23 protein-coding genes are annotated in these 24,490 nt (G+C 59.9%); 11 read left to right on the forward strand and 12 right to left on the reverse strand.

The features are described 5' to 3' along the window. Positions 1–147: 147 nt before the first annotated feature. From AC1DIG_RS00315 to AC1DIG_RS00350, 8 genes are all read right to left on the reverse strand, one after another. Positions 148–921, reverse strand: a complete 774-nt coding sequence (locus AC1DIG_RS00315; protein WP_477765615.1) for a 1,6-dihydroxycyclohexa-2,4-diene-1-carboxylate dehydrogenase — start codon at positions 919–921, stop codon at positions 148–150. Between the two features lie 155 nt (positions 922–1,076). After that, complete coding sequence (gene benC / locus AC1DIG_RS00320) at positions 1,077–2,090, reverse strand: benzoate 1,2-dioxygenase electron transfer component BenC (protein WP_477765616.1); 1,014 nt, start codon at positions 2,088–2,090, stop codon at positions 1,077–1,079. 10 nt (positions 2,091–2,100) lie between these two features. Further along, on the reverse strand, positions 2,101–2,589 hold the full coding sequence (gene benB / locus AC1DIG_RS00325) for a benzoate 1,2-dioxygenase small subunit (protein WP_477765617.1): 489 nt from the start codon (positions 2,587–2,589) through the stop codon (positions 2,101–2,103). Next, positions 2,586–3,950 carry a benzoate 1,2-dioxygenase large subunit gene (benA, locus tag AC1DIG_RS00330; protein ID WP_477765618.1) on the reverse strand — a complete coding sequence of 455 codons (1,365 nt, stop codon included), beginning with the start codon at positions 3,948–3,950 and terminating at the stop codon, positions 2,586–2,588. Before benA ends, benB begins: the two co-directional genes overlap by 4 nt. A gap of 269 nt (positions 3,951–4,219) precedes the next feature. Then, positions 4,220–5,176 carry an AraC family transcriptional regulator gene (locus AC1DIG_RS00335; RefSeq protein ID WP_477765619.1) on the reverse strand — a complete coding sequence of 319 codons (957 nt, stop codon included), beginning with the start codon at positions 5,174–5,176 and terminating at the stop codon, positions 4,220–4,222. A gap of 154 nt (positions 5,177–5,330) precedes the next feature. Then, the gene (gene catA / locus AC1DIG_RS00340; RefSeq protein WP_477765620.1) at positions 5,331–6,260 is read right to left on the reverse strand and encodes a catechol 1,2-dioxygenase; all 930 of its coding nucleotides are present in this window, start codon (positions 6,258–6,260) and stop codon (positions 5,331–5,333) included. 51 nt (positions 6,261–6,311) lie between these two features. Next, entirely contained in the window at positions 6,312–6,602 is a 291-nt protein-coding gene (gene catC, locus AC1DIG_RS00345) for a muconolactone Delta-isomerase (protein WP_477765621.1), read from the reverse strand. Positions 6,603–6,612: 10 nt separating this feature from the next. Further along, positions 6,613–7,761 (reverse strand): muconate cycloisomerase family protein, encoded by a 1,149-nt coding sequence (locus AC1DIG_RS00350; RefSeq protein WP_477765622.1) that lies wholly within the window; start codon positions 7,759–7,761, stop codon positions 6,613–6,615. Positions 7,762–7,888: 127 nt separating this feature from the next. Here AC1DIG_RS00350 and AC1DIG_RS00355 point away from each other — a divergent pair, with 127 nt between their 5' ends. Beyond that, positions 7,889–8,779 (forward strand): LysR family transcriptional regulator, encoded by an 891-nt coding sequence (locus tag AC1DIG_RS00355; RefSeq protein WP_477765623.1) that lies wholly within the window; start codon positions 7,889–7,891, stop codon positions 8,777–8,779. 31 nt (positions 8,780–8,810) lie between these two features. Here the strand turns inward: AC1DIG_RS00355 and rnhA are convergent, their stop codons facing one another. Further along, a complete protein-coding gene (gene rnhA / locus AC1DIG_RS00360) occupies positions 8,811–9,263 on the reverse strand; it encodes a ribonuclease HI (protein ID WP_145016463.1) in 453 nt (150 codons plus the stop codon). A gap of 92 nt (positions 9,264–9,355) precedes the next feature. Continuing rightward, positions 9,356–10,114, reverse strand: coding sequence for a class I SAM-dependent methyltransferase (locus tag AC1DIG_RS00365; protein ID WP_477765624.1), 759 nt, complete (start codon positions 10,112–10,114; stop codon positions 9,356–9,358). 65 nt (positions 10,115–10,179) lie between these two features. On the opposite strand from AC1DIG_RS00365, the gene gloB reads away from it, so the two are divergent. The 8 genes from gloB (at position 10,180) to fabI (ending at position 20,980) form a co-directional block, all read left to right on the forward strand. Next, positions 10,180–10,947, forward strand: coding sequence for a hydroxyacylglutathione hydrolase (gene gloB / locus AC1DIG_RS00370; protein ID WP_477765625.1), 768 nt, complete (start codon positions 10,180–10,182; stop codon positions 10,945–10,947). 99 nt (positions 10,948–11,046) lie between these two features. Further along, entirely contained in the window at positions 11,047–12,474 is a 1,428-nt protein-coding gene (locus AC1DIG_RS00375; RefSeq protein WP_477765626.1) for a transglycosylase SLT domain-containing protein, read from the forward strand. 319 nt (positions 12,475–12,793) lie between these two features. After that, the gene (locus AC1DIG_RS00380) at positions 12,794–14,620 is read left to right on the forward strand and encodes an extracellular solute-binding protein (protein WP_477766057.1); all 1,827 of its coding nucleotides are present in this window, start codon (positions 12,794–12,796) and stop codon (positions 14,618–14,620) included. Then, positions 14,617–16,458: an extracellular solute-binding protein gene (locus AC1DIG_RS00385; protein ID WP_477765627.1), complete on the forward strand. Its 1,842-nt coding sequence runs from the start codon at positions 14,617–14,619 to the stop codon at positions 16,456–16,458. Before AC1DIG_RS00380 ends, AC1DIG_RS00385 begins: the two co-directional genes overlap by 4 nt. 1 nt (position 16,459) lies before the next feature. After that, entirely contained in the window at positions 16,460–17,533 is a 1,074-nt protein-coding gene (locus AC1DIG_RS00390) for a microcin C ABC transporter permease YejB (protein WP_347929894.1), read from the forward strand. 1 nt (position 17,534) lies between these two features. Beyond that, positions 17,535–18,554 carry an ABC transporter permease gene (locus AC1DIG_RS00395; RefSeq protein WP_477765628.1) on the forward strand — a complete coding sequence of 340 codons (1,020 nt, stop codon included), beginning with the start codon at positions 17,535–17,537 and terminating at the stop codon, positions 18,552–18,554. A gap of 1 nt (position 18,555) precedes the next feature. Further along, on the forward strand, positions 18,556–20,166 hold the full coding sequence (locus tag AC1DIG_RS00400; protein WP_477765629.1) for an ABC transporter ATP-binding protein: 1,611 nt from the start codon (positions 18,556–18,558) through the stop codon (positions 20,164–20,166). Between the two features lie 19 nt (positions 20,167–20,185). Further along, on the forward strand, positions 20,186–20,980 hold the full coding sequence (fabI, locus tag AC1DIG_RS00405; RefSeq protein ID WP_053153864.1) for an enoyl-ACP reductase FabI: 795 nt from the start codon (positions 20,186–20,188) through the stop codon (positions 20,978–20,980). 176 nt (positions 20,981–21,156) lie between these two features. On the opposite strand, the gene AC1DIG_RS00410 is transcribed toward fabI, so the two are convergent. After that, the gene (locus tag AC1DIG_RS00410) at positions 21,157–22,023 is read right to left on the reverse strand and encodes a LysR family transcriptional regulator (protein WP_477765630.1); all 867 of its coding nucleotides are present in this window, start codon (positions 22,021–22,023) and stop codon (positions 21,157–21,159) included. Positions 22,024–22,137: 114 nt separating this feature from the next. Between AC1DIG_RS00410 and AC1DIG_RS00415 the strand changes: the two genes are divergently transcribed. Together AC1DIG_RS00415 and AC1DIG_RS00420 are read left to right on the forward strand one after the other, a co-directional pair. Next, the gene (locus AC1DIG_RS00415) at positions 22,138–22,563 is read left to right on the forward strand and encodes a VOC family protein (protein WP_477765631.1); all 426 of its coding nucleotides are present in this window, start codon (positions 22,138–22,140) and stop codon (positions 22,561–22,563) included. Beyond that, the gene (locus tag AC1DIG_RS00420) at positions 22,560–23,891 is read left to right on the forward strand and encodes an amidase (RefSeq protein ID WP_477765632.1); all 1,332 of its coding nucleotides are present in this window, start codon (positions 22,560–22,562) and stop codon (positions 23,889–23,891) included. Before AC1DIG_RS00415 ends, AC1DIG_RS00420 begins: the two co-directional genes overlap by 4 nt. Before the next feature lie 20 nt (positions 23,892–23,911). Here AC1DIG_RS00420 and AC1DIG_RS00425 read toward each other — a convergent pair whose 3' ends face one another. Then, positions 23,912–24,490, reverse strand: coding sequence for a hypothetical protein (locus AC1DIG_RS00425; RefSeq protein ID WP_477765633.1), 579 nt, complete (start codon positions 24,488–24,490; stop codon positions 23,912–23,914).

Raw genomic sequence — 24,490 nt, forward strand, 5'->3', positions numbered from 1 at the left:
ATAAGGGCGCGATGTTAACACAGAGCTTGAAAGGGCTCAGCTCAACCCTGTGGGAGCGAGCCTGCTCGCGAAAGCGCAGGGTCAGTCAACAATGATGTTGGATGTGATTCCGTCATCGCGAGCAAGCTCGCTCCCACAAGGGATACCTCAGCCCTGATCGCCGCCGCCGACCGGCATCACCAACCCGGTGATATAGGCCGCATCGTCAGAGGCCAGAAACAGGATCGCCCCGACCTGCTCGTCAATCGTGCCGTAGCGTTTCATCAGGCTGCTGTCGACCGTTTGGTCGACAATCTGCTGATACCAGACCTTCTCCTGCGGGCTTTGCTCAGCGCTGTTGCGCGGAATCCGCCGTGGTGGCGCTTCGGTGCCGCCCGGCGCGGTGGCGTTGACCCGCACACCTCGCTCAGCGGTTTCGAACGCCAGGCACGCGGTGAGCGCATTGACCCCGCCCTTGGCCGCGCCATAAGGCACGCGATTGACCCCGCGCGTGGCAACCGATGACACGTTGACGATGGCGCCGCTGCCCTGCTCCAGCATGAACGGCAACGCGGCGTGACAGCACCACAGCGTCGGAAACAGCGAACGGCGGACTTCCGCTTCGACCTGTTGCTCTTCGTAATGCTCGAAAGGCTTGGCCCAGATGGTGCCGCCGACATTGTTGACCAATATATCCAGACGACCGAATCGCTCGATGGCTGCAGTCATCACATGGTGACACTCGGCGTACTGTTCAAGGTCGGCGGTGAGGGTCAGCACTTCAGTGGTTTGTCCCAGCTGTTCTTGCAGCTCAAACACCAGCTCGGAACGGTCGACCAGAATCAGCCGCGCACCTTCGGCGGCCATCCGCTCGGCAACGCGACGACCAATTCCTTGGGCCGCACCGGTAATCAGCGCGACTTTTTCATGGAATCTGTTCATTTCAACCCCTCAAGTTTGCGTAAGAGCACAGCAATCCTTGTGGGAGCGAGCTGGCTCCGGGCGGCGTTCCGACGATAGCAGTGGGTCAGTCAACATTAATGCTGAATGTACTGCCGTCATCGCGAGCAAGCTCGCTCCCACAGGATTTGCGCATTTCAAGCAGCACTGGCCGCGAATTTTTCGTAGTAGAAATTTTTCGGCGAGATGCCCTGCTCGCGGATGAACTGGCTCACGGCCTCTACCATCGGCGGCGGGCCGCAGAGGTATACGTCGACATCGCCGTCGTTCAGGTGCTTGGGCTCGATGTGCTGAGTGACGTAGCCCTTGAGCGGGTGCGCGCTTTGCGGGTTGGCCACGCAGCAGCTGAAGCTGAAGTTCGGGATCCGCGCAGCCAAGGCTTGCAACCGGTCCAGTTCCACCAGGTCAAAATCGTTGGTCACGCCATAGATCAAGTGCAAGGGATACTCACTGCCCTGCTCGGCAATTTTTTCCAGCATGGCGGTGAACGGCGCCAGCCCAGTGCCGCCGGCCAGCAGCAGCAACGGACGCTGAATGTCGCGCAGGTAAAAACTGCCCAACGGCCCGGCCAGGCTCATGCTGTCGCCGGCCTTCGCGATACCGGTGAGAAAGCTGCTCATCAACCCGCCCGGCACGTTGCGGATCAGGAAGCTGACTTCGCCATCGCGTTGCAACGAGCTGAACGAATAGGCGCGGGTCTGCTCGCTGCCGGGAATGCCAAGATTGACGTATTGCCCCGGCAGAAACGCCAGTTTGCTCAGGGCTTCGCCCTTGATCGACAGCGCAATCGTGCTGTCCGACAGCTGACGCACCTGGCTGATGGCCGCGCTGTAGTGGGCCTTTTGCGTACGGCAGACGTCCGAGGACACCGGCACCCGTACCACGCAGTCGCTGAGGGCGCGCATCTGGCAGGTCAGCACAAAGCCTTTTTCGGCCTCGTCGCTGCTCAGGGCGTCTTCGATGTATTCCTCGCCGAGATCGTAACGCCCAGCCTCGGCAAAGCATTTGCAGGTGCCGCAGGCGCCGTCGCGGCAGTCCAGCGGGATGTTGATGCCCTGGCGATACGCGGCGTCGGCCACGGTTTCGCCAGGGTTGGCGTCAACGAAACGGGTGACGCCGTCTTCAAAATTGAGTGCGATGGAATGAGTCATGACGGCTGCCTCACAGGTGATAGACATCGATGACCTGACGAACGTAATCGTTCTTCAGGATCACTTTCTTGGCCTTGATCAGCGGGCTGTCGCCACGCATGTCGAGGGTGTAGAAGCTGCTGCCGAAATAGCTGTCGACGGTCTTGTAGCGAAAACTCAGGGTGTGCCAGTTGAAGCGCACCTTGCACAGACCGTCGACCTGTTCGAGCAGCTCGATGTTGCTGATGTTGTGCGAGGTCCGGGTGTCCGGCACGCTGGCGCTGGAACGCTCGGTCTTGATCCGGAAGATGCGATCTTCCAGGCCCGTGCGGTTGCCGTACCAGATCAGCGAGATTTCCCGTTGCGGGTCCTCGGTCAACTCGTCGTTGTCGTCCCAGGATGGCATCCAGAAGGACGCATCGGCCGCATACAGCTCCAGCCAGTTGTCCCACTCCTTGTCATCGAGGTAGCGCGCTTCGCGGTAGAGAAAATCGCGCACGGCGTCGTAAGTGATGCTCATGACAGCGCCTCCACCTTGATCAATTCCGACTGTTCTTCGCTCAAAGCCTTGAGCATGGTTTCCTGCCAGTACTTGTGTTGCAGCACAAACAGGCCTTCGTCTTCGGTACGCACCCCGCTGAGCAACGGGTGCAGGTCGATCTCTTTGGCCGCCTCATCGGCACCTTCAACCCAGTGCTCAGCGCCACGGGACATGTCGTTCCAGGTGGTGACGCTGCCCTGGTAGCCGGTCTGGCAGGAGCGGAATTCCTCGAGGTCGTCCGGAGTCGCCATGCCGCTGACGTTGAAAAAGTCTTCGTACTGACGAATCCGGCTCGAACGCGCGCCGTCGCTTTCGCCTTTGGGGGCGATGCAGTAGATGGTGATTTCGGTGCGGTTGACCGAGATCGGTCGGGCGATACGGATCTGTGAACTGAACTGATCCATCAGGTACACGTTGGGGTACAGGCACAGGTTGCGCGAGTTCTCGATCATCCAGTTGGCGCGGGCCTGGCCAAAATCCTTGGCCAGCTCATCGCGGCGCTCGTACAGCGGCCGGTCTTCCGGGTTCGACCAACGGGTCCAGAGCAGCATGTGGCCCTTGTCGAAGGAGTAGAAACCGCCGCCCTGCCTGGCCCAGGTACCGGCGCTCATGGTCGGGTTCTCGTCACCGCATTCGCGCTGCTTGCGCTGGTTCTGGGTGGCGGCATAGTTCCAGTGCACCGAGCTGACGTGATAGCCGTCGGCGCCATTTTCGGCGGTGAGTTTCCAGTTGCCTTCGTAGATGTAGCTGGATGAACCACGCAGTACTTCGAGGCCATCGGCGGACTGATCGACGATCATGTCGATGATCTTCGCCGACTCGCCCAGGTGCTCGATCAGCGGCACCACATCGGCCTTGAGGCTGCCGAACAGGAAGCCACGATAGGATTCGAAGCGCGCGACTTTGGTCAGGTCGTGGGAGCCTTCGCAGTTGAAGCTCGCCGGGTAGCCGGCCGACGCCGGGTCCTTGACCTTGAGCAGCTTGCCGGAGTTGTTGAAGGTCCAGCCATGAAACGGGCAGGTGTAGGAAGACTTGTTGCCGGTCTTGTGTCGGCAGAGCATCGCGCCACGGTGGCTGCAGGCGTTGATGAACGCGTTGAGCTCGCCGTCCTTGTTGCGCGCAATGAAGATCGACTGACGGCCCATGGTGGTGGTGTAGAAGTCATTCTTGTTCGGAATCTGGCTCTCGTGGGCGAGGTACAGCCAGTTGCCTTCGAAGATGTGTTGCATCTCGAGATCGAACAAGCGTGGGTCGGTAAACATCTCCCGCTTGCAGCGGTAGATGCCCTGGTCTTTGTCTTCTTCAAGCAGGGAGTGAAGGTATTCGGGTCGCAGGGACATGGCCGCCGCCTCCATTGTTTTTATTCAGGCAGGCTCATGCTAGGGCGGGCGGCTACTGGACAATATCCGCTGGGTGCAGACCTTTATCCGTTTTGTGCAAAGGACGCCAATGATCGTCGATGGAACAACCAATCCCTGTGGGAGCGAGCTTGCTCGCGATGACGGCAGTCCATTCAACATCAGTGTCGACTGATCCACCGCTATCGCGAGCAAGCTCGCTCCCACAGGTTACGTGTCTTAACTGACAAACCGTGCGCCAGGGTCTGGGGTCAATGCCGGCGTTTGAGGGTGTCCGACGGCAATTCGCCGAACTGCTTGCGGTAGCTTTCGGAGAATCGTCCCAGGTGCAGGAAGCCGTAATCCATGGCCAGTTCGGTCACGTTGCGCACGGTGCAGGTCGGGTCGCTCAGGCAAGCGTTGACCCGCTCGAGCTTCTTCTGCCGGATGTAGTTTTTCGGAGTGGTGGCCGCATTGCGTTCGAACAACCCATACAGCGAACGCAAGCTCATCTGTGCCTGACGTGCCAGCTCTTCACTGCAGATATCCTGCTTGAGGTTGCGTTCGATGTAGTCGGCGATCAACTCGAAGTTCGCTGACTGCGAACCGAGACCGAGGCGCCTGACATTGGTTTTCATCAAGCTGAGCATCTTGCTCACGACAATGTGCGCGTAATGCTCCTGAACACGTGGCATGCGCTCGGCCGCTTCAGCCTCCTGGCAAACCATGCCCAGCAGGCTCACGAAACCTTCAAGCTCATCCAGCTGGTAGCGGTTCTCGATAAACCGCACGCCCTGCCCCGGGTGCAACCAGCGTTGTTCCTGGCACACCGATTCCAGCAGGCTGGCGGGGATTTTCACGATAAATTTTTCGCAGTCGGCGGAGTACGTCAGGTCCACCGGATCGTCCGGGTTGATCAGCAGCAGCTCACCGGGTGCAAAGTAGTGTTCCTGCCGATGACCGCGCCACAGGCAGTTTCCGCGTAACAACACTTGCAGGTGATAGATGGTTTCGAGCGCTGGCGAGGTCACCCGCACGCTGCCGCCATAGCTGATACGGCACAGGTCGAGGCCGGCGAATTTACGGTGGTTGAGACTGGCCTGAGGGCTGCCGCTTCTGGCTAGGCGGATGCAATGGTTGCCCACATGCTGATTGACGTAGCCCGACACCGCATAGGGATCGGCCTGTTCAAAGACCCTGCTGCGCTCACTCAATAGATGCGCTTGCATAACCGCTCACTCTGATTGTCATTATCGGCTGCGATGCGGGTGCTATCGGGCACGCACCCCGGAAAATCGGGTCTGGCCATTCTATGCAAGTCGCCGCAAAGCGGAAGGCCACGAGATAAACGGTCTGTTATCCCGTGGCCTGGGCCCGCGCTGATCAGTCTTCCAGTGCGCGCACTCGTTCGTGACGGTGTTGCTCTTCTGGTTGCGCCGACGACTGCAGGGTGAAGTCGAATTCGATCTCGGCAAAGCGTCCGCTGACACCATGCTCACGTGCTCGATGCTGATCGTCACTGAAGGTGATTTTGGCGATCAGCTCGTCACGGGTGGCGTAGGCGAAATCGTCGTGCAGGTACTTGTCACCGTCCAGGTTGATCTGGGTGGTCAGATGGCGATGGTCATCCGCCGAGATGAAGAAGTGGATGTGCGCCGGGCGCTGGCCATGACGACCCAGTTGATCAAGCAGTTGCTGGGTCGGACCGTCCGGTGGGCAACCGTAGCCCGACGGCACGATGCTGCGAAAGCGATAGCGACCTTCGGCATCGGTGACGATCCGTCGACGCAGGTTGAACTCGGACTGGCTGCCATCGAAGTACGAATAGGTGCCGCCGGTATTGGCGTGCCAGACATCCACCACGGCGCCGGCCAGCGGCTTGCCATCGGTGTTCTTGACCTGGCCCTGCATGAACAGCACTACGCCCGGATCAACGCCGTCGTCCAGCCGTGCTTCGCCGTTAGACAACGGTGCGCCGGCGACATACAGCGGGCCTTCGATGGTGCGCGGGGTGCCACCGGTTTTACCAGCCTGCGCGTCTTCGGCGTCCATCAGCAGGTCCAGGTAGTGTTCCAGGCCCAAGCCTGCAACCAACAAACCCGCCTCCTGGCGCGCGCCCAGTTCGTTCAGGTAGTTGACGGCTTTCCAGAACTCTTCCGGGGTCACTTCGAGGTCTTCGATGATGTTCACCGTATCACGCAGGATGCGGTAGATCAGCGCTTTGGCACGCGGGTTGCCAGCGTCGTTGAGCAGGCCACTGGCGTCTTCGAGAAACTTCTGTGCACTGGCAGTGTGGGAAATTTTGGCGTTCATGATTAATCCTCATCTTGTATTTATTAGAGTACAGAACTGGCAGACAACGGCTCAGCGATCATCCTCATGAATAGAGGAAGGATGCCTGCACATCGCGTTCACTTCGATAGCCATGTAAGGGTAAAGCGGCAGTTGCATCAGCAGGTCGTGCAGTTCCTGCACGCTGTCGACGTCGAACACGCTGTAATTGGCGTACAGCCCGGCAATGCGCCACAGATGGCGCCATTTGCCCTGTTGCTGCAGGCGCTGGGACAGGGCCTTTTCGTCGGACTTGAGCCGAGCGGCGCGCTCCGGGTCCATGTCGACCGGCAGGTTCACGGTCATTTTTACGTGGAACAACATGCTGTTCTCCTCAGGCGGAATGAATGGCAGTGGAGGTTTTGTCGCGGCGGAAAAACGCCAACCGCTCTTCGTCCAGGCTCAGGCCAAGGCCGGGCGCCTGCGAAACATGCAAATGGAAATCGCGGTAAACCGGCGGCTCGCTGAGGATGTCTTCGGTCAGCAACAGCGGCCCGAACAGCTCGGTGTCCCAACTCAGCTCGTTCAACGTGAGGAAGGCGTGGGCCGAGGCCAGCGTGCCGATCCCGCCTTCAAGCATGGTGCCGCCGTACAGGCCGATGCCGGCGGCTTCGGCAATCGCCGCGGTACGCAGCACTGCACGGGGGCCGCCGTTCTTGGCGATTTTCAGGGCGAACACCGAAGCGGCGCCTTCGCGGGCCAGATTGAACGCATCTTCCACGCACTCGATCGACTCGTCCGCCATGATCGGTGCCGGGCTCATCGCGTTGAGGCGCACCATGCCGGCACGGTTGTTGCGTGAGATCGGCTGTTCGATCAAGTCGATGCCATTGCCGCCGAGAATCCGGCAGGCTCGCAGTGCGACCGCTTCGTCCCAGGCCTGGTTGACGTCAACACGCACGCTGGCGCGGTCGCCCAAGGCTTTTTTGATCGCAATGACATGAGCCAGGTCGCGATCGACTTCGCCGGCACCGATCTTCAACTTGAAGATCCGATGACGACGCAGGTCGAGCATCTGCTCGGCCTCAGCGATGTCCTTGGCGGTATCGCCGCTGGCCAGCGTCCAGGCCACTGGCAGCGAATCGCGTACACGGCCGCCGAGCAGCTCGCTGACCGGCAGGCCAAGGCGTTTGCCGTGAGCATCGAGCAAAGCGGTTTCGATGCCGGATTTGGCGAAGGTATTGCCGCGAATACTGCGTTCCAGGCGCAACATTGCCGCGTTGATGTTGCAAGCATCCTGTCCCAGCAGCAGCGGAGCAAAGTGCTTGTCGATGTTGGTCTTGATGCTGTCCGGGCTTTCATTGCCGTAGGCCAGGCCACCGATGGTGGTCGATTCGCCGATGCCTTCGACGCCGTCGGCACAACGTACGCGGATGATCACCAGCGTCTGATTCTGCATGGTGTGCATCGCCAGCTTGTGCGGGCGGATGGTCGGCAGATCGACGATGATCGTCTCGATCGATTCAATGGCAGAAGAAAGCATGTCGATACCCGTCAGGTTCTTGAAGTTCTGTGACGGATTCTCGTACGGCTTTTTTCAGGGTTCCAATATAGAATTGGTCTGGATCGATACCTTAAAGGTATTCACCATCATCGACTGTGGAGGGCTCATGGAGCTGCGTCATCTGCGTTACTTCCAGGTGCTGGGTCAAACCCTGAATTTCACCCGCGCCGCCGAACGCCTGCACATCGCCCAGCCACCGTTGAGCCGGCAGATCCAGCAACTGGAAGATGAACTCGGTGTGGTGTTACTGGAGCGCGGCAGGCCCTTGCGTCTGACCGAAGCCGGACGGTTTTTCCTTGAGCACTCCAGTGCCCTGCTCGAGCAACTGAGTAAGGTCTGCGACAACACCCGGCGCATCGGCCTGGGCGAAAAGACCTGGCTCGGTATCGGCTTTGCCCCTTCGACCCTGTATGGCGTATTGCCGGAACTGATTCGCCGCCTGCGCAGCAATGAGCCGCTGGAACTGGAACTCGGCCTGTCGGAAATGACCACGCTGCAACAGGTGCAAGCGCTGAAGGCCGGACGTATTGACGTCGGCTTCGGGCGGATCCGCATCGATGATCCGGCGATTATCCAGACTGTATTGAACGAAGACCGACTGGTCGCCGCCTTGCCCGCCGGGCACCCGTTGCTGGGCAGGCCCATCAGCCTCACCGAGTTGGCCAATGAACCGTTTGTGCTGTATCCCGGCAATCCCCGTCCCAGCTATGCCGACCATGTGATCGCGCTGTTCGAGTCCTACGGTGTGAGCATCAAGGTCGCGCAATGGACCAACGAGCTGCAAACCGCCATTGGCCTGGTGGGTGCCGGAATCGGCGTCACGCTGGTGCCAGCCTCGGTGCAGTTGCTGCATCGCGACGACATTGGTTTCACGCCGGTGCTGGAAACCAATGCCACCTCGCCGATCATCCTGAGCCGACGCGTCGGCGATGTCTCACCGGGATTGAATCATTGCCTGAAAATGATCGAAGCGTTGCGTATGCGCGATCCGAAATGATCGCCCTGCGCGTTCGTGGTGATCCGAGCCGTCAGTCCTGCTTGTAGCCCCGGACGTCGTCGACGCCACGGTTGGCCAACTGGTCGGCGCGTTCGTTGCCGGGATGCCCGACGTGGCCGCGTACCCACTTCCAGGTGACGTTGTGGCGATTGACCTGCTCGTCGAGCAGCTTCCACAAGTCAGCGTTCTTGACCGGTTCTTTCGCTGCGGTTTTCCAGCCGCGCTTCTTCCAGTTGGCCATCCATTCGTTGATGCCTTTCATCACGTATTGCGAGTCGGTGACCAGCAATACGTCGCAGGAACGCTTGAGTTCTTCAAGGCCACGAATCGCGCCCATCAGCTCCATGCGGTTGTTGGTGGTATTGGCTTCACCGCCCCAGAGTTCCTTTTCAACGCCCTTGCACACCAGCAGTGCGCCCCAGCCGCCAGGGCCAGGGTTGCCCTTGCAGGCGCCGTCGGTGAAGAGTTCTACGCTATCGCTCATGCCAATCTATCCAGAAAATGTCTGTGGCTTGCCGATCAATGATCGACAACGCCCGAGGCCGGGCAAGCCCGGCCGGGAAAATAAAATGTTTATTACGGCTCGCTGTGGCGTCGATTGACCTTGGCCATCGGCAGTGGGATCAACTTGCCCATGGGCTCGCGGCGTACCTGGCGGACCGGCCGCAAGCCAACGACGATCTTGCGCGCCACCAATAAATAGAAGCCGCCACCTGACAGCTGCCAGTCACCGGCCTTGCGTTCCCAACCGGCCAGGCGGGCTTGCCATGCCGGGGACGCAAGCGGCGGACGATAGCACCCGAAGCGGCGTTTCTCCAGCGCAAACCCCAGCAGGTTGAGCCAGTCGGCGACCCGCGATGGCGAAATGCAGCGCGCCTTGCGCATGGCGTCGCTCGCAAACACGTGGCGCAGCCCCCAACTGCTCCAGGGGTTGATCCCGACAATCAACAGGTGCCCGCCGGGACGCACCGCGCTGGCGGCTTCACGCAGCAGGCCATGCGGCGACAGGCAGAAATCCAGCCCGTGTTGCATCACCACCACGTCGGCGGCGTGCTCACTGATCGGCCAGGCCTGTTCTTCGCAGACAATTTCAACACCCGGCAAAGGCGCGCCCAGACGAACATTGCGCTGGACCTGTTTTGCCGCCGGAGGCGTTTCGGCCGAAGGACCGTAATGCACCAGGTAGCCGCCAAAGAAACGCCCCAGTTCGTCTTCGAGCATCCGGCGTTCTTCGTTCAACAAAAATTGCCCGATGGGACCTGACAGCCACTCGCGAGCGGCACTGATCAATGCCAGCCAGTCAGGATCAGCCTGAGCGAACGCTTTATCGGTCATTGCATTCTCCAACTCGCTTAGAAGCTCTAAGATGCACCATTGTTTTCCGCTTGGCGAATCCTGCGATGATACAGATCAGTGCCCTTCCCGCCTTCACCGACAACTACATCTGGTTGTTGCAGGACCACCGCAGCCAGCGCTGCGCCGTGGTCGATCCGGGTGATGCCGCCCCTGTGCAGGCCTGGTTGGCCATGCACCCGGAATGGCAGCTCAGCGACATTCTGGTCACCCATCACCATCATGATCACGTCGGCGGCGTCGAGCGACTCAAAAAAGCGACGGGCGCCACCGTCTACGGCCCGGCCAGCGAAAACATCCCCGGACGTGACATCGCCCTGAACGATAATGATCGCGTCAGCGTACTCGGCCTGGAGTTCGACGTGTATGCCGTGCCGGGCCACACACTGGGTCATATCGCTTACTACCATCAGGGGCTGCTGTTCTGTGGCGACACCCTGTTCGCCGCCGGGTGCGGGCGCCTGTTCGAAGGCACGCCGGCACAAATGCACCACTCCCTCAGCCGCCTGGCCGCACTGCCCGAAGACACGCTGGTGTACTGCACCCACGAGTACACCCTGAGCAACCTGCGCTTTGCCGCGGCTGTCGAGCCGAATAACCCGGACATTGCCGAGCGTCTCGAGAAAGTCTCCCAATTACGCGAGTCCGGCGGCATGTCGCTGCCGTCGACCCTGGCGCTGGAGAAGCTCACCAACCCTTTTCTGCGTACTGGCGAAACATCCGTTAAAGAAAAAGTAGACGAACGGAATGGCCCGGATAACCGGGCTCCGAGTGAGGTTTTTGCGGCTCTTCGGGCTTGGAAAGATACGTTCTAGACAGGGCCACTATCGGTCCAAAAATTCTGAATGGTTGACCGCACCCCGTGCGCTTTCTAGAATCGCCCGACATTTTTGCCCGGAACTAACTTCCAGCCAATGTCGTCATCTATTCGTAAATCCATCAATTCAGACGCATTGACCCGCTTGGCTCAAGCCATCGCGGTGGCTGTGTCCGCCACCCTGGCGGGCTGCCAAAGCACCAGTCATGTGCCACAAACCGACGTGGCACATACGCTTTCCACCCGGACCAAACAAAAACCTATCTGGCTCAACGAGAAGCCAAGCCCACAAGCCGCGCAGGACGTCTGGGAGCGCATGCGCCAGGGCTTCCAGTTGCAGGACGGGCTGGGCGTCAACCCGCGCATCGAGCAACAGCGCCTGTGGTTCGCCAGCAATCCATCGTTTCTGCAAGGCGCCAGCGAACGTGGCAGCCTGTACATTCACTACATCGTCGAACGCCTTGAAGAACGCAACATGCCGCTGGAACTGGCGCTGTTGCCGGTGATTGAAAGCGCCTACAACCCGATGGCCTACTCGCGCTCCGATGCAGTCGGCCTGTGGCAGTTCATCCCCTCCACCGGGCGTTACTTCAACCTGCGTCAAACCCGCTTCTACGACGGCCGTCGCGACATTACTGCGTCGACCATTGCGGCGATGGACTACCTGACCCGTTTGCACGATATGTTCAACGGTGACTGGCTGCTGGCCCTGGCGGCCTACAACGCCGGTGAAGGCACGGTCAGCCGGGCCATCGAGCGTAACGAAAAGCTCGGCCTGCCAACCGACTACTGGAACCTGCCGCTGCCGGCGGAAACCCAGGCGTATGTGCCCAAGCTGCTGGCCTTGTCACAAGTGGTGTTGTCGCCAGAAGCCTATGGCGTGAACCTCAACCCGATCGCCAACCAGCCCTACTTCGAAGTCGTCGAAATCAACCAGCGCATGGACCTGTCCAAGGTTGCCGCGGTGGCCAACATCGACGAAGACGAACTGTTCCAGCTCAACCCGGCCTTCAAGCAACGCACCACCGTCGACGGTCCCCAGCACTTGCTGGTGCCGACGTCCAAGGCGCAGTTGCTGACCGCCAGCCTGTCGACCATGAAACCCGAAGAGCTGATCAGCCAGCGTCCGCTCAAACCGGTTTTCGAAGGTGCAGACGACCGCGAGCTGGCAACGCTCAAGCGCAGCTACCGGGTCAAGCGCGGCGACAACCTGACGCAGATCGCCAAGGCGAACAAGGTCGAGGTCAAGGACCTGCAGCACTGGAACAAGCTGAACGGCAAGGACCTCAAGGTTGGCCAGACCCTGGTGATGCGAGACACCAGCAAGCGCAGCGGTGGACGCATCAGCACGGTAGTTGCGGCCAACAACAAGAAGCAGACCCAATACAAGGTCAAGCAGGGCGACTCGCTGTACATCGTCGCCAAGCGCTTCAACGTTGAGATGCAACACCTCAAGCGCTGGAACCCACGTGTTGGCCAGGCCCTCAAACCCGGGCAGGTGCTGACGGTTTCTTCCCCGCGTTAAAAAACAAAAGATCGCAACCAGCGATCTTTTTTTTGTCTTGAAAGACGGCTTTAGAGGCTAATGCCTGCCTGTTAAGCCAGTACGCAATCCGTAGCAGCTGCCGAAGGCTGCGTTCGGCGGCGTAGCCGTCGCAAATTCGGCATCCACGGATTGCTAGAAAACCGCGTTGCGTGATTTTACGACCGCTTCGCGGCCGAACGCAGCCTTCGGGCAGCTGCTACGAAGATTAGGCTTTGGAGGCCTACCTTTTTCCTGTCGATACAAGCTGTTACTGTACGATCCACAAAGCCCAAGCCGCCTGGACCGGATCTCTGCCTTGATGCGTCCCCTCCTGTTCCTAATCAGTCTGGCCTTGAGCTTCCCCGCAAGCGCAACGATCAGCGAAAGCCATGGTTATGCGCAGTTCGGCACACTCAAGTACCCGGCCAAATTCACCCACTTCGACTGGGTCAATCCGCAAGCGCCCAAGGGCGGTACATTGCGGGTCATGGCATTTGGCACCTTCGATACGCTCAATCCCTACACTTTCAAGGGCACCAGCCCGGTCGCGACCCCGAATTTCCTGCAGTACGGCATCAACGAGCTGAACGAACCGTTGATGGTCGGTACGGGGCAGTACGCGCCGTCCGGCGATGAACCCGCCTCCAGTTACGGGCTGATCGCCCAGTCTGTCGAATACAGCGAAGACCGCAGCTGGGTAGTGTTCAACCTGCGTCCGCAAGCACGCTTTCACGACGGCACGCCGATCACCGCCTACGACGTCGCGTTCTCCTATCGCTTGCTGCTCAAGGAAGGTCATCCGCAATACCGCACCAACCTTCAGGAAGTGCAGCGGGTCGACATCCTCAACCCGCAGCGCATCCGTTTCGTGTTCAAGCGTGCCGGCAACCCGTTGCTGATCCAGCGCCTGGGCGAGTTGCCGGTGTTGCCGCAGCACTACTGGGAAGGCCGCGACTTCAAGGCCACCACCTTCGAACCGCCGTTGGGCAGTGGTCCCTATCGCATCACCGAGGTTCAGCCGGGTCGGCAGCTAGTGTTCGAGCGGGTCAAGGATTACTGGGGCAAGGACCTGCCAGTCAATCGCGGCAAGTACAACTATGATCGCGTTGAAGTCGAGTTTTATCGCGACAGCGACGTGGCATTCGAGGCATTCAAGGCCGGCGAGTTCGACATCTACATCGAGCACCAGGCCAAGAACTGGGCCAATGGCTACAGTTTCCCGGCCGTACGGCGTGGCGAGGTGATCAAGGCGCAGATCGACCACCAGATTCCGACCCAGACCCAGGGCCTGTTCATGAACACCCGGCGCGGTACGTTCGCCGACGACAAGGTGCGTGAAGCCCTGGGCATGATGTTCGATTTTGAATGGACCAACCGCGCCCTGTTCAGCGGTGCCTACAAACGGGCCATGAGTTACTACCCCAACAGCGAGTTCACAGCGACAGGCTTACCGGTCGGCCACGAATGGCTGATGCTCTCGCCCTACCGCGATCAGCTCCCCGCCAAGCTGTTTACCGAGCCCTTCAGCCTGCCGCAGACCGACGGCCGCGGCATCCCCCGGGAAACCCTGCGCCGGGCGCTGGGTTTGCTCGCCGAGGCTGGCTGGAAGCTCAATGGCCAGCGCCTGCAAAATGCGGCCGGGCAGCCACTGCGTTTCGAGATCCTGCTGGTCAATCCGAACCTGGAGCGCATTCTCCAGCCCTACGCCGAAAACCTCGCCAGTATCGGCATTGACGCGCACCTGCGCACCGTCGACCGTGCCCAATACAAGCAACGTCTGGACCAGTTCGATTTCGACATGATCCTGATGACCCTCGACCAGACCCTCAGCCCCGGACTTGAGCAGTGGCAGTACTTCCACTCGAGCCAGGCCTCGGTCAAGGGCAGCAAGAATTACGCGGGCGTTGCGAACCCGGTGGTCGATCATTTGCTGGAACAACTGCTCGCGGCGAAATCCCGTGACGAGCAACTGGCGGCCGGCAAAGCGCTGGACCGGGTGCTGCTGTGGCAGCACTACTGCATCCCCAACTGGTATATCAATTATCATCGCCTGGCGTACCGCAACCGGTTCGCCTTCGTCACCACGCCGCCCTACACCCTGGGGCTGAATGCGTGGTGGCTGAAGACTTCGGAGAAAGCCCAATGATGCGTTTGCGTACCCTGCTGGGTCTGGTCTTTGCAGGGCTTGCCTGCACGGCCCACGCTGCCCCGCAGCACGCCTTGACCCTGTACAACGAGCCGCCGAAATACCCGGCCGATTTCAAGCACTTCGACTACGTGAACCCGGACGCGCCCAAGGGCGGGATCTTCCGTCAGGCCGGCTTTGGTGGCTTCGACAGCCTCAACCCGTTCATCAGCAAAGGCGTGCCGGCCGATGACATTGGCCTGATCTACGACACCCTGGCCAAACAGGGGCTGGATGAGCCGTTTACCGAATATGGCTTGATCGCCGGCAAAATCGAAAAGGCTCCGGACAACAGCTGGGTGCGCTTCTACCTGCGCCCCGAAGCGCGTTTTCATGATGGTCACCCGGTGCGTGCCGAAGACGTGGTGTTCAGCTTCCAGACCCTGATGAAAAGCGGCTCGCCGCTCTTTCGCGGTTACTACAGCGACGTCGACAACGTGATCGCCGAGGACCCGTTGCGGGTGCTGTTCACCTTCAAGCACACCAGCAACCGCGAGCTGCCGCTGATCCTTGGACAGCTCTCGGTATTGCCCAAGCACTGGTGGGAACACCGCGACTTCAGCAAAGGCAATCTGGAAATCCCGCTGGGCAGCGGCCCGTACAAGGTCAGTGAGGTCAAGGCCGGGCGTTCGATCCGCTATGAGCGGGTCAAGGACTACTGGGGCAAGGACCTGCCGGTCAATCGGGGCTTTTACAACTTCGACAACATGACCATCGATTACTACCGCGACAACACCGTCGCGCTGGAAGCACTGAAGGCCGGACAGTTCGATTACTGGCAGGAGATGAGCGCAAAAAACTGGGCCAACGCCTACAACACGCCATCCGTCACCGAGGGTCGCCTGATCAAGGAACAGATCCCCAACGGCAACCCCACCGGCATGCAGGGCTTCGTCTTCAACCTGCGCCGCCCGGTGTTTCAGGACGTGCGCGTGCGTCAGGCCCTGAGCCTGTTGCTGGACTTCGAATGGACCAACAAGCAGCTATTCAACGGCGCCTACGCGCGCACCCGAAGCTACTTCGAAAACTCGGAAATGGCCGCCACCGGCCTGCCCGATCAGGATCAACTGGCAATCCTCGATCCGTTCCGGGGCAAGATCCCCGATCAGGTCTTCAGCGAAGCGTTCCAGAACTCCGTCTGTGACGGCAGCGGAATGATCCGCGCCCAACAGCGCAAGGCCTATCAACTGTTGCAGGAAGCCGGCTGGCGGATCGTCGACGACAAGATGGTCGACACCACCGGCAAACCGGTGAGCATCGAATTTTTACTGGCGCAGACCGAGTTCGAGCGGGTGCTGTTGCCGTTCAAACGCAACATGAGTGACCTGGGGATTGACCTGGTGATTCGTCGGGTCGATGTGTCGCAGTACATCAACCGCGTGCGCTCGCGCGACTTCGACATGGTAGTTGGCAGCTTCCCGCAATCCAGCTCACCGGGTAACGAGCAGCGCGAGTTCTGGAAGTCCGAAAGCGCCGACAAACCCGGCAGCCGCAACTACATGGGCCTGAAGGACCCGGTAGTCGATCAACTGGTCGAAGAACTGATCAACGCCGACTCGCGCAAAAGTCTGGTCGCCCACACCCGGGCGCTCGACAGGGTGTTGCAATGGGGCTATTACGTGATCCCCAACTGGCACATCAAGACCTGGCGCGTGGCGTACTGGAATCACATTGGTCACCCGAAAGTCCCACCGACCAATGACGTGGGCATCTCCACCTGGTGGGTCAAGCCCGACGCTAAACCTGCGATCGAAGTGCTGACCAAAGAACAAGCCGATCCTGCGGGCATGGAGCAATAAGATGCTGGCGTATATTTTTCGGCGACTGTTGCTGATCATTCCAACCCTGTTCGGCATTCTGCTGATTAACTTCGTGATCATCCAGGCCGCACCCGGCGGCCCGGTGGAACAGATGATCGCCAAGCTCGAAGGCTTCGAAGGCGCTACCAGCCGCATTGCCGGCGGCGGAGCCGAAGTGTCGGTGGCCGGCTCCAGCTATCGCGGTGCCCAGGGCCTGGACCCGGCGCTGGTCAAGGAAATCGAGCACATGTACGGCTTCGACAAGTCGGCGCCGGAACGCTTGTGGATCATGATCAAGAACTACGCCACCCTGGATTTCGGCGACAGCTTCTTCCGTGACGCCAAGGTCATCGACCTGATCAAGGAAAAGATGCCGGTGTCGATCTCCCTCGGGCTCTGGAGCACGCTGATCATGTACCTGGTGTCGATTCCATTGGGGATCGCCAAGGCCACCCGGCACGGCAGCCACTTCGACGTGTGGACCAGTTCGGCGATCATCGTCGGTTACGCGATTCCGGCGTTCCTGTTTGCGATCCTGCTGATCGTGGTGTTTGCCGGCGGCAGCTACCTGGACTGGTTTCCCCTGCGCGGCCTGACCTCGAACAACTTCAGTGAATTGAGCTGGATGGGCAAGGTCCGCGATTACTTCTGGCATATCGCGCTGCCGGTGACAGCACTGGTGATCGGTAACTTCGCGACCATGACCCTGTTGACCAAAAACAGCTTCCTCGACGAGATCAACAAACAGTACGTCGTCACCGCCAAGGCCAAGGGCCTGACCCGCCATCGCGTGCTCTATGGCCATGTGTTCCGCAACGCCATGCTGTTGGTGATCGCCGGCTTCCCTTCGGCCTTCATCGGGATTTTCTTCACCGGTTCGTTGCTGGTGGAAGTAATCTTCTCGCTCGATGGCATGGGCCTGATGAGTTTTGAAGCAGCGATCAACCGCGACTACCCGGTGGTGTTCGGCACCCTGTTCATCTTCACCCTGTTGGGGCTGGTGGTGAAACTGATCGGCGACCTCACCTACACCCTGGTCGATCCACGGATCGACTTCGAACACCGGGAGCATTGAGATGAACCTGTCCCCTCTCAATCGCCGACGTTTCGAACGGTTCAAGGCCAATAAGCGCGGCTGGTGGTCGCTGTGGCTGTTTTTGATCCTGTTTGGCGCGAGCCTCGGTGCCGAGCTGATCGCCAACGACAAGCCGCTGGCAGTGCATTACGACGGCCAATGGTATTTCCCGGCGCTCAAGCGTTACCCGGAAACCACCTTCGGCGGCGAATTCCCGCTGGAAGCCAACTACAAGAGCCCGTACATTCGCGAACTGCTCAAGGCCAAGGACGCCTGGACCTTGTGGGCGCCGATCCCGTTCAGCTACCAAAGCATCAACTACGACCTGAAAGTCCCGGCCCCGGCACCGCCTTCGGCAGACAATCTGCTGGGCACCGACGATCAGGGCCGCGACGTGCTGGCGCGGGTGATTTACGGCTTCCGGGTGTCGGTGCTGTTTGCACTGACGCTGACCATTCTCAGTTCGATCGTCGGCGTGATTGCCGGCGCCTTGCAGGGTTTCTATGGCGGTTGGGTCGATTTGGCCGGGCAGCGCTTCCTGGAGATCTGGTCGGGCTTGCCGGTGTTGTACCTGCTGATCATCCTCGCCAGTTTCGTGCAGCCAAACTTCTGGTGGCTGCTGGGGATCATGCTGCTGTTTTCCTGGATGAGCCTGGTCGACGTGGTCCGCGCCGAATTCCTGCGTGGGCGTAATCTGGAATACGTACGCGCCGCCCGCGCGCTGGGGATGCAAAACGGCGCAATCATGTTCCAGCACATCCTGCCCAACGCCATGGTCTCGACCATGACCTTCATGCCATTCATCCTCACGGGCGCCATCGGCACCCTGACCGCACTGGACTTCCTCGGCTTCGGCCTGCCGGCAGGCAGTGCATCGCTGGGTGAACTGGTGGCTCAGGGGAAATCCAACCTGCAAGCGCCGTGGCTGGGCATGAGCGCCTTTGCGGTGCTGGCGCTGATGTTGAGTTTGCTGGTGTTTATCGGCGAGTCCGCTCGCGATGCCTTCGACCCGAGGAAGTGAAATGAATCAGGACAATCTGATCGAAGTGCGCAACCTCTCTGTCGAGTTTGTGGTCGGTGACCACGTGCAACGGGTGGTGGAAGGCGTCAGCTTCGACATCAAGCGCGGTGAAACCCTGGCACTGGTCGGCGAAAGCGGCTCCGGCAAATCGGTGACGGCGCACTCGATCCTGCGCCTGCTACCCTACCCCTTGGCGCGGCACCCCACCGGCACCATCAACTACTCCGGGCATGACCTGCTGTCGCTGAAAGAGAAAACCATCCGGCACATTCGTGGCAACCGGATTGCGATGATCTTTCAGGAACCGATGACCTCGCTGAACCCGTTGCACTCGATCGAGAAACAGATCAACGAGGTGCTCGGCATTCACAAAGGCCTGACCGGCAAGGTCGCGACCCAGCGCACCCTGGAGCTGCTGGAACTGGTGGGCATTCCCGAACCGCGCAAACGGCTCAGGGCCCTGCCCCATGAATTGTCCGGCGGCCAGCGCCAGCGCGTGATGATCGCCATGGCCCTGGCCAACGAACCGGAACTGCTGATCGCCGACGAACCGACCACTGCGTTGGACGTGACTGTTCAGTTGAAAATCCTCGAGCTGCTCAAGGAACTGCAGGCCCGCCTGGGCATGGCCCTGCTGCTGATCAGCCACGATTTGAACCTGGTCCAGAGAGTCGCGCATCGCGTATGTGTCATGCAGAAAGGGTGCATCGTCGAACAGGCGTCGTGCGAAGAGTTGTTCCGCGCGCCGCAGCATCCTTACACCCGGGAGCTGCTGGCAGCGGAGCCTCGGGGCAACCCGGCAACCAATGTCATCGGCCCGCCCTTGCTGCAAGTCGAGGACCTGAAGGTCTGGTTCCCGATCAAAAAAGGCTTTTTGCGCAACACCGTCGATTACGTCAAAGCCGTGGACGGAATCAACTTCAGCCTGCCTCAGGGACAGACCCTGGGCATTGTCGGCGAGAGCGGTTCGGGCAAGTCCACGCTGGGTCTGGCGATTTTGCGGTTGATTGCCAGCAAAGGCGCGATCCGTTTTGAAGGCAAGTCGTTAGACTGCCTGTCGCAGCAGCAGGTAAGGCCGTTACGGCGGGAAATGCAGGTGGTGTTTCAGGACCCCTTCGGGAGCCTGAGCCCACGGATGAGCGTGAGCCAGATCGTCGGCGAAGGCCTGCGGATACACCGGATCGGTACAGAGACCGAACAGGAACTGGCGATTATCGCGGTACTCAAGGAAGTCGGCCTGGACCCGGCAACCCGGCACCGCTATCCCCACGAGTTTTCCGGCGGACAACGGCAGAGAATCGCCATTGCCCGAGCCCTGGTGCTGAAACCGGCGTTGATCTTGCTGGACGAGCCGACCTCGGCCCTCGACCGCACCGTGCAACGCCAAGTGGTTGAACTGCTGCGCTCACTGCAAAGCAAGTACAACCTGACGTATCTGTTCATCAGCCATGACCTGGCGGTGGTTAAAGCGCTGAGTCACCAGTTGATGGTGATCAAGCACGGCCAAGTGGTCGAACAAGGTGATGCGCAAGGTATCTTTGCCGCACCGCAACATCCCTATACACAGCAGTTGCTGGAGGCCGCTTTCCTGGCACCAGCCACTGCGCAATAACCTGAAAGAGGAGCAACACATGGGTTTTCTCGCCGGTAAGCGCGTACTGATCGTCGGTGTCGCCAGCAAGCTGTCCATCGCATCCGGCATCGCTGCCGCCATGCATCGCGAGGGCGCTGAGCTTGCCTTCACTTATCAGAACGACAAACTCAAGGGGCGTGTCGAAGAGTTCGCACAAGGCTGGGGCTCGAGCCCTGAGCTGTGCTTCCCGTGCGACGTGGCCAGCGATGAAGAAATCGCCAAGGTTTTCGAAGAACTGAGCAAAAAATGGGATGGCCTGGACTGCATCGTGCACTCCGTTGGCTTCGCACCTGGCGACCAACTGGACGGCGACTTCACCGAAGCCACCACCCGTGAAGGTTTCCGCATCGCTCACGACATCAGCGCCTACAGCTTCGTCGCCCTGGCCAAAGCTGGCCGCGAGATGATGAAAGGCCGCAATGGCAGCCTGCTGACCCTGTCGTACCTGGGCGCCGAGCGCACCATGCCGAACTACAACGTGATGGGCATGGCCAAGGCTTCGCTGGAAGCTGGCGTACGTTACCTGGCTGGCTCCCTGGGCCCGGAAGGCACCCGCGTCAACGCCGTATCGGCTGGCCCGATCCGCACTCTCGCCGCTTCCGGCATCAAGAACTTCCGTAAGATGCTGGCCGCCAACGAAGCGCAAACACCGCTGCGTCGCAACGTCACCATCGAAGAAGTCGGCAACGCCGGCGCCTTCCTGTGCTCGGACCTGGCGTCCGGCATCAGCGGCGAAATCATGTACGTGGACGGCGGCTTCAACACCACCGCCATGGGCAACATCGAAGAGTAATCTTCACGCGTTAACAAGAAACCCGCCGATTGGCGGGGTTTTTGTGCCCATTGCTTCAGACCCGCCGCGAATCCCTGTGGGAGCGAGCTTGCTCGCGATAGCGTACTGACAGGCGACATTGATGTTGAATGTTACGGCCTCATCGCGAGCAAGCTCGCTCCCACAGGGATGAGTGTTCAGCCGTCGATATTCGTCAGACACCGCGCAAACAACTGCTGGATCGGTTGTGTGCGCTGGCTGTAGCGCCGCAACAGCACAATCTCCCGATAGAACGTCAGTTCGCCCAGCGAGATGATCCTGACTTTCGCCCCGTACTCAAGCCAGAGCCCCGCCTGGGGAATCAACGCCACCCCCAGCCCGCACTCGACCATTTTCACGATCGCCTCCAGCTCATCCAACTCCAGCGCGACGTTGACCTCAATCTGCTGTTCGCGCAGAAAGCGTGTCACCAGACGGCCACCGAACGAGTTGCGGTCATAACGCACCTGTGGATGTGTGCTGAGTATCTGCAACGGATCCTCGCCTTCAAGGTCCGGCGGCACGATCAACACAAAAGGCTCCTGCCGGATCACCTGGGCCGACAGTTCCTTGGGCAGTTCAAAGGGTGGCTTGATCAGGATCGCCAGATCAAGTTCGCCAGCGTCGACCTGACTCAACAGGTTGAGTGACACGCCGGGCACCAGTTTTGGCTCGAGCAGCGGTGCCTGCTGCCGCAAACGCAGCAATGCCTGGGGCAGCAAACCGGTTTGGGCCGTCGCTACAGCGCCAACTCTCAATTCGCCGCGAAACTCACTGACGTCGTCACTGACGGCCATGCGCTGAAAGGTTTCGAGGATTTCCCGGGCCATCGGCAACGCCCGCTGCCCGGCCGCGTTGAGGATGGCCTGACGCCCGGTGCGGTCAAACAGGCGAATACCCAGCGCCTGCTCCAGGTTGCGCATTTGCGCGCTGACGGCCGATTGCGTGAGGCCAATGTGCATGCCGGCTGCGGCGAACGTGCCATAGCGAGTCACTGCAATGAAGGTTTTCAGTTCACGCAGCATGAGCGCCTCGATTGATCGATTTTATTTGAGCTGGAGGCAAAAATTATCGTCTTTTAATCAAAAATCACAAGACTAGAATCAGCTCAACTCTCCTGTCATCGAGGCTTGAACATCATGCGTCTCTCCCCTTTTCATCTGGCCATCCCGGTGTATGACCTTGCAGCCGCGCGGCTTTTCTATGGCCAAGTGTTCGGTCTGGAGGAAGGACGCTCCAGCGAGCACTGGGTGGACTTCAACTTTTTCGGCCACCAATTGGTCATCCACGAACACCCGAAAACCGCCACCCAGGAATCCGCCCACACCAATGCCGTGGACGGTCACGACGTGCCGGTCCCGCACTTCGGCGTGGTGCTGTCGATGGGAGAATGGGAATCCCTGGCCGAACGACTCACGTCGCTGGACACGCGCTTCGTGATTGAGCCCGGCATTCGCTTCAAAGGACTGGTAGGCGAACAGGCGACGATGTTTCTGTTCGACCCGTGTGGCAACGCACTGGAATTCAAGGCGTTCAAGGACATCGAACAGTTGTTCGCCAAATGAGCAGCACCTCGCCCTTGCTGGCGAACGCCAATGACAGCGATGGCTCACTCAACGAACTGGACGCGACCAGCATCGGCGATACGATTCGCAGTGGCTTGGCGACTGCCACCTCGGTAGCCGAACACTTCTTGACGCGCATTGAGGAGCACGAGCCGCAGGTACAGGCATTCGCCGCGTTCAACCCGCAACGTGTGCGCGCTCAAGCTGGAAAGCTTACACAAGAGAACCACCAAGGGCTGCTGGCAGGTGTGCCAGTGGGCATCAAAGATATCTTTGACAGCGCCGATCAGCCGACACAGTTCCATTCACCGATCTACGCGGGACATCAACCTTCGCGAGACGCCCATGTGGTCACATTGCTGCGTCAGGCTGGCGCGTTGGTCATGGGTAAAACCCACACCACTGAGTTCGCGTATATGCACACGGGGCCGACGCGCAATCCGCACAATCTTGCACACACGCCAGGCAGTTCCAGTGCAGGCTCAGCGGCCGGGATGGCCGCCGGTTTCTTTGCGCTCGCACTGGGAACGCAGACCGCCGGATCACTGCTCAAGCCCGCCTCCTATTGCGGTCTTTATGCCTTCAAACCTTCCCTTGGACTGGTTTCTCTCGAGGGTGTCAAACCGCTGGCCCAAAGCTTCGACACCGTCGGTTGGTATGGCCGCTCCGTACGGGATCTCGAACGCGCCGCTCGCGTACTGATTCCAGGCTTTACCGTGCAAAGCCGCGATCACCGTCGATTACGACTGGGTCTATGCCGAACCTCGCGCTGGAACCAGGTCGAGCCGCAGGTGGCACAGGCGTTGGAGGCGGCCATCGAGCAACTACGCTGCGCAGGACATCAAGTGCACGAAGTGCATTTGCCCGAGTCATTCGCCGGAGTATTTGACGACCACGTATTGATCAATGATTGCGAAGGCGCGCGTTCTCTAGCCAAGGAGTTCCACGTCCATCGGGCGCAACTCAGCGACTCCATACTGGCGATGTTCGAACGCGCGGCGCAAACCAGTTGGGAACAAGAGTCCGCAGCCAAAGCGCGCCTGACCCGGCTCGCACCACAGTTGGCACATTACTGCCAGCCGTTCGATGCGATACTCGGCGCCAGTTGCGGTATCGTCGCGCCGGTTGGCCTTGAGTCGACCGGACCGTCCGACTTCATCAAGTTCTGGGGCGCCTTTGGCTTGCCTCAAGTGAACATTCCACTGAACCGGGCAGGCGGTTTGCTACCGATTGGATTACAACTGATCGGTGGATTCAGAAACGACAGCCATTTGTTATGGGCTGCCCATCAAGTGGCTTCAACATTAAGCGGCCCGCAAGCGGGTTAAAACCCGAAAAACTGCCAAATCTAGCTCCCCGCCAGCGGACATGGCCCACCCGCTTCTGCCCAAAGCTTGAACTGGGTGACAAAAATATCGTGAGGCACCGGCACCGGCGTCCTGTTGCCTCCGGGATTCCAGCCCCAGAGCACCAGTTTGTCGTCGCTGACATGGGTGATCAGCGCGGCAAAATCACGGTCGCCGTTGCTGGAACGATCCTTAATCATCTGGCACAGCCGGTCGGCCGGCAAGCCGATCCAGGCCATTTTGTGCGCAGCTGAAGGCAAGCCCCAATGCGGTGCGCCGGGTGGCGCGTGGGGGCCATAACTGGCGGGCGGGTTGGTGTCGGCATGACAGGTTGCACACGGCAGCCCCGCCGAACCCTTACCGTCCGTACCGCGAACCACATTCATGGCATGCGGCTTCCCGGCGTCGAACTGCAAGGGCGAGTCACCGGGGATATGGCAGTTCTGGCAGCGCGGGCTCTGGAACACCTTCTGCACCGTGGCAAACGCCGCCAGTGCGGCTTGATCGTCAGCAAACAGCTCCGAGGTGTAACTGCCGCCCCCGAGCAACAGCAGCGCGCCCAGAAACAGATGCCGTCTCAT

This window comes from Pseudomonas sp. 05N431 (genome assembly GCF_056397005.1).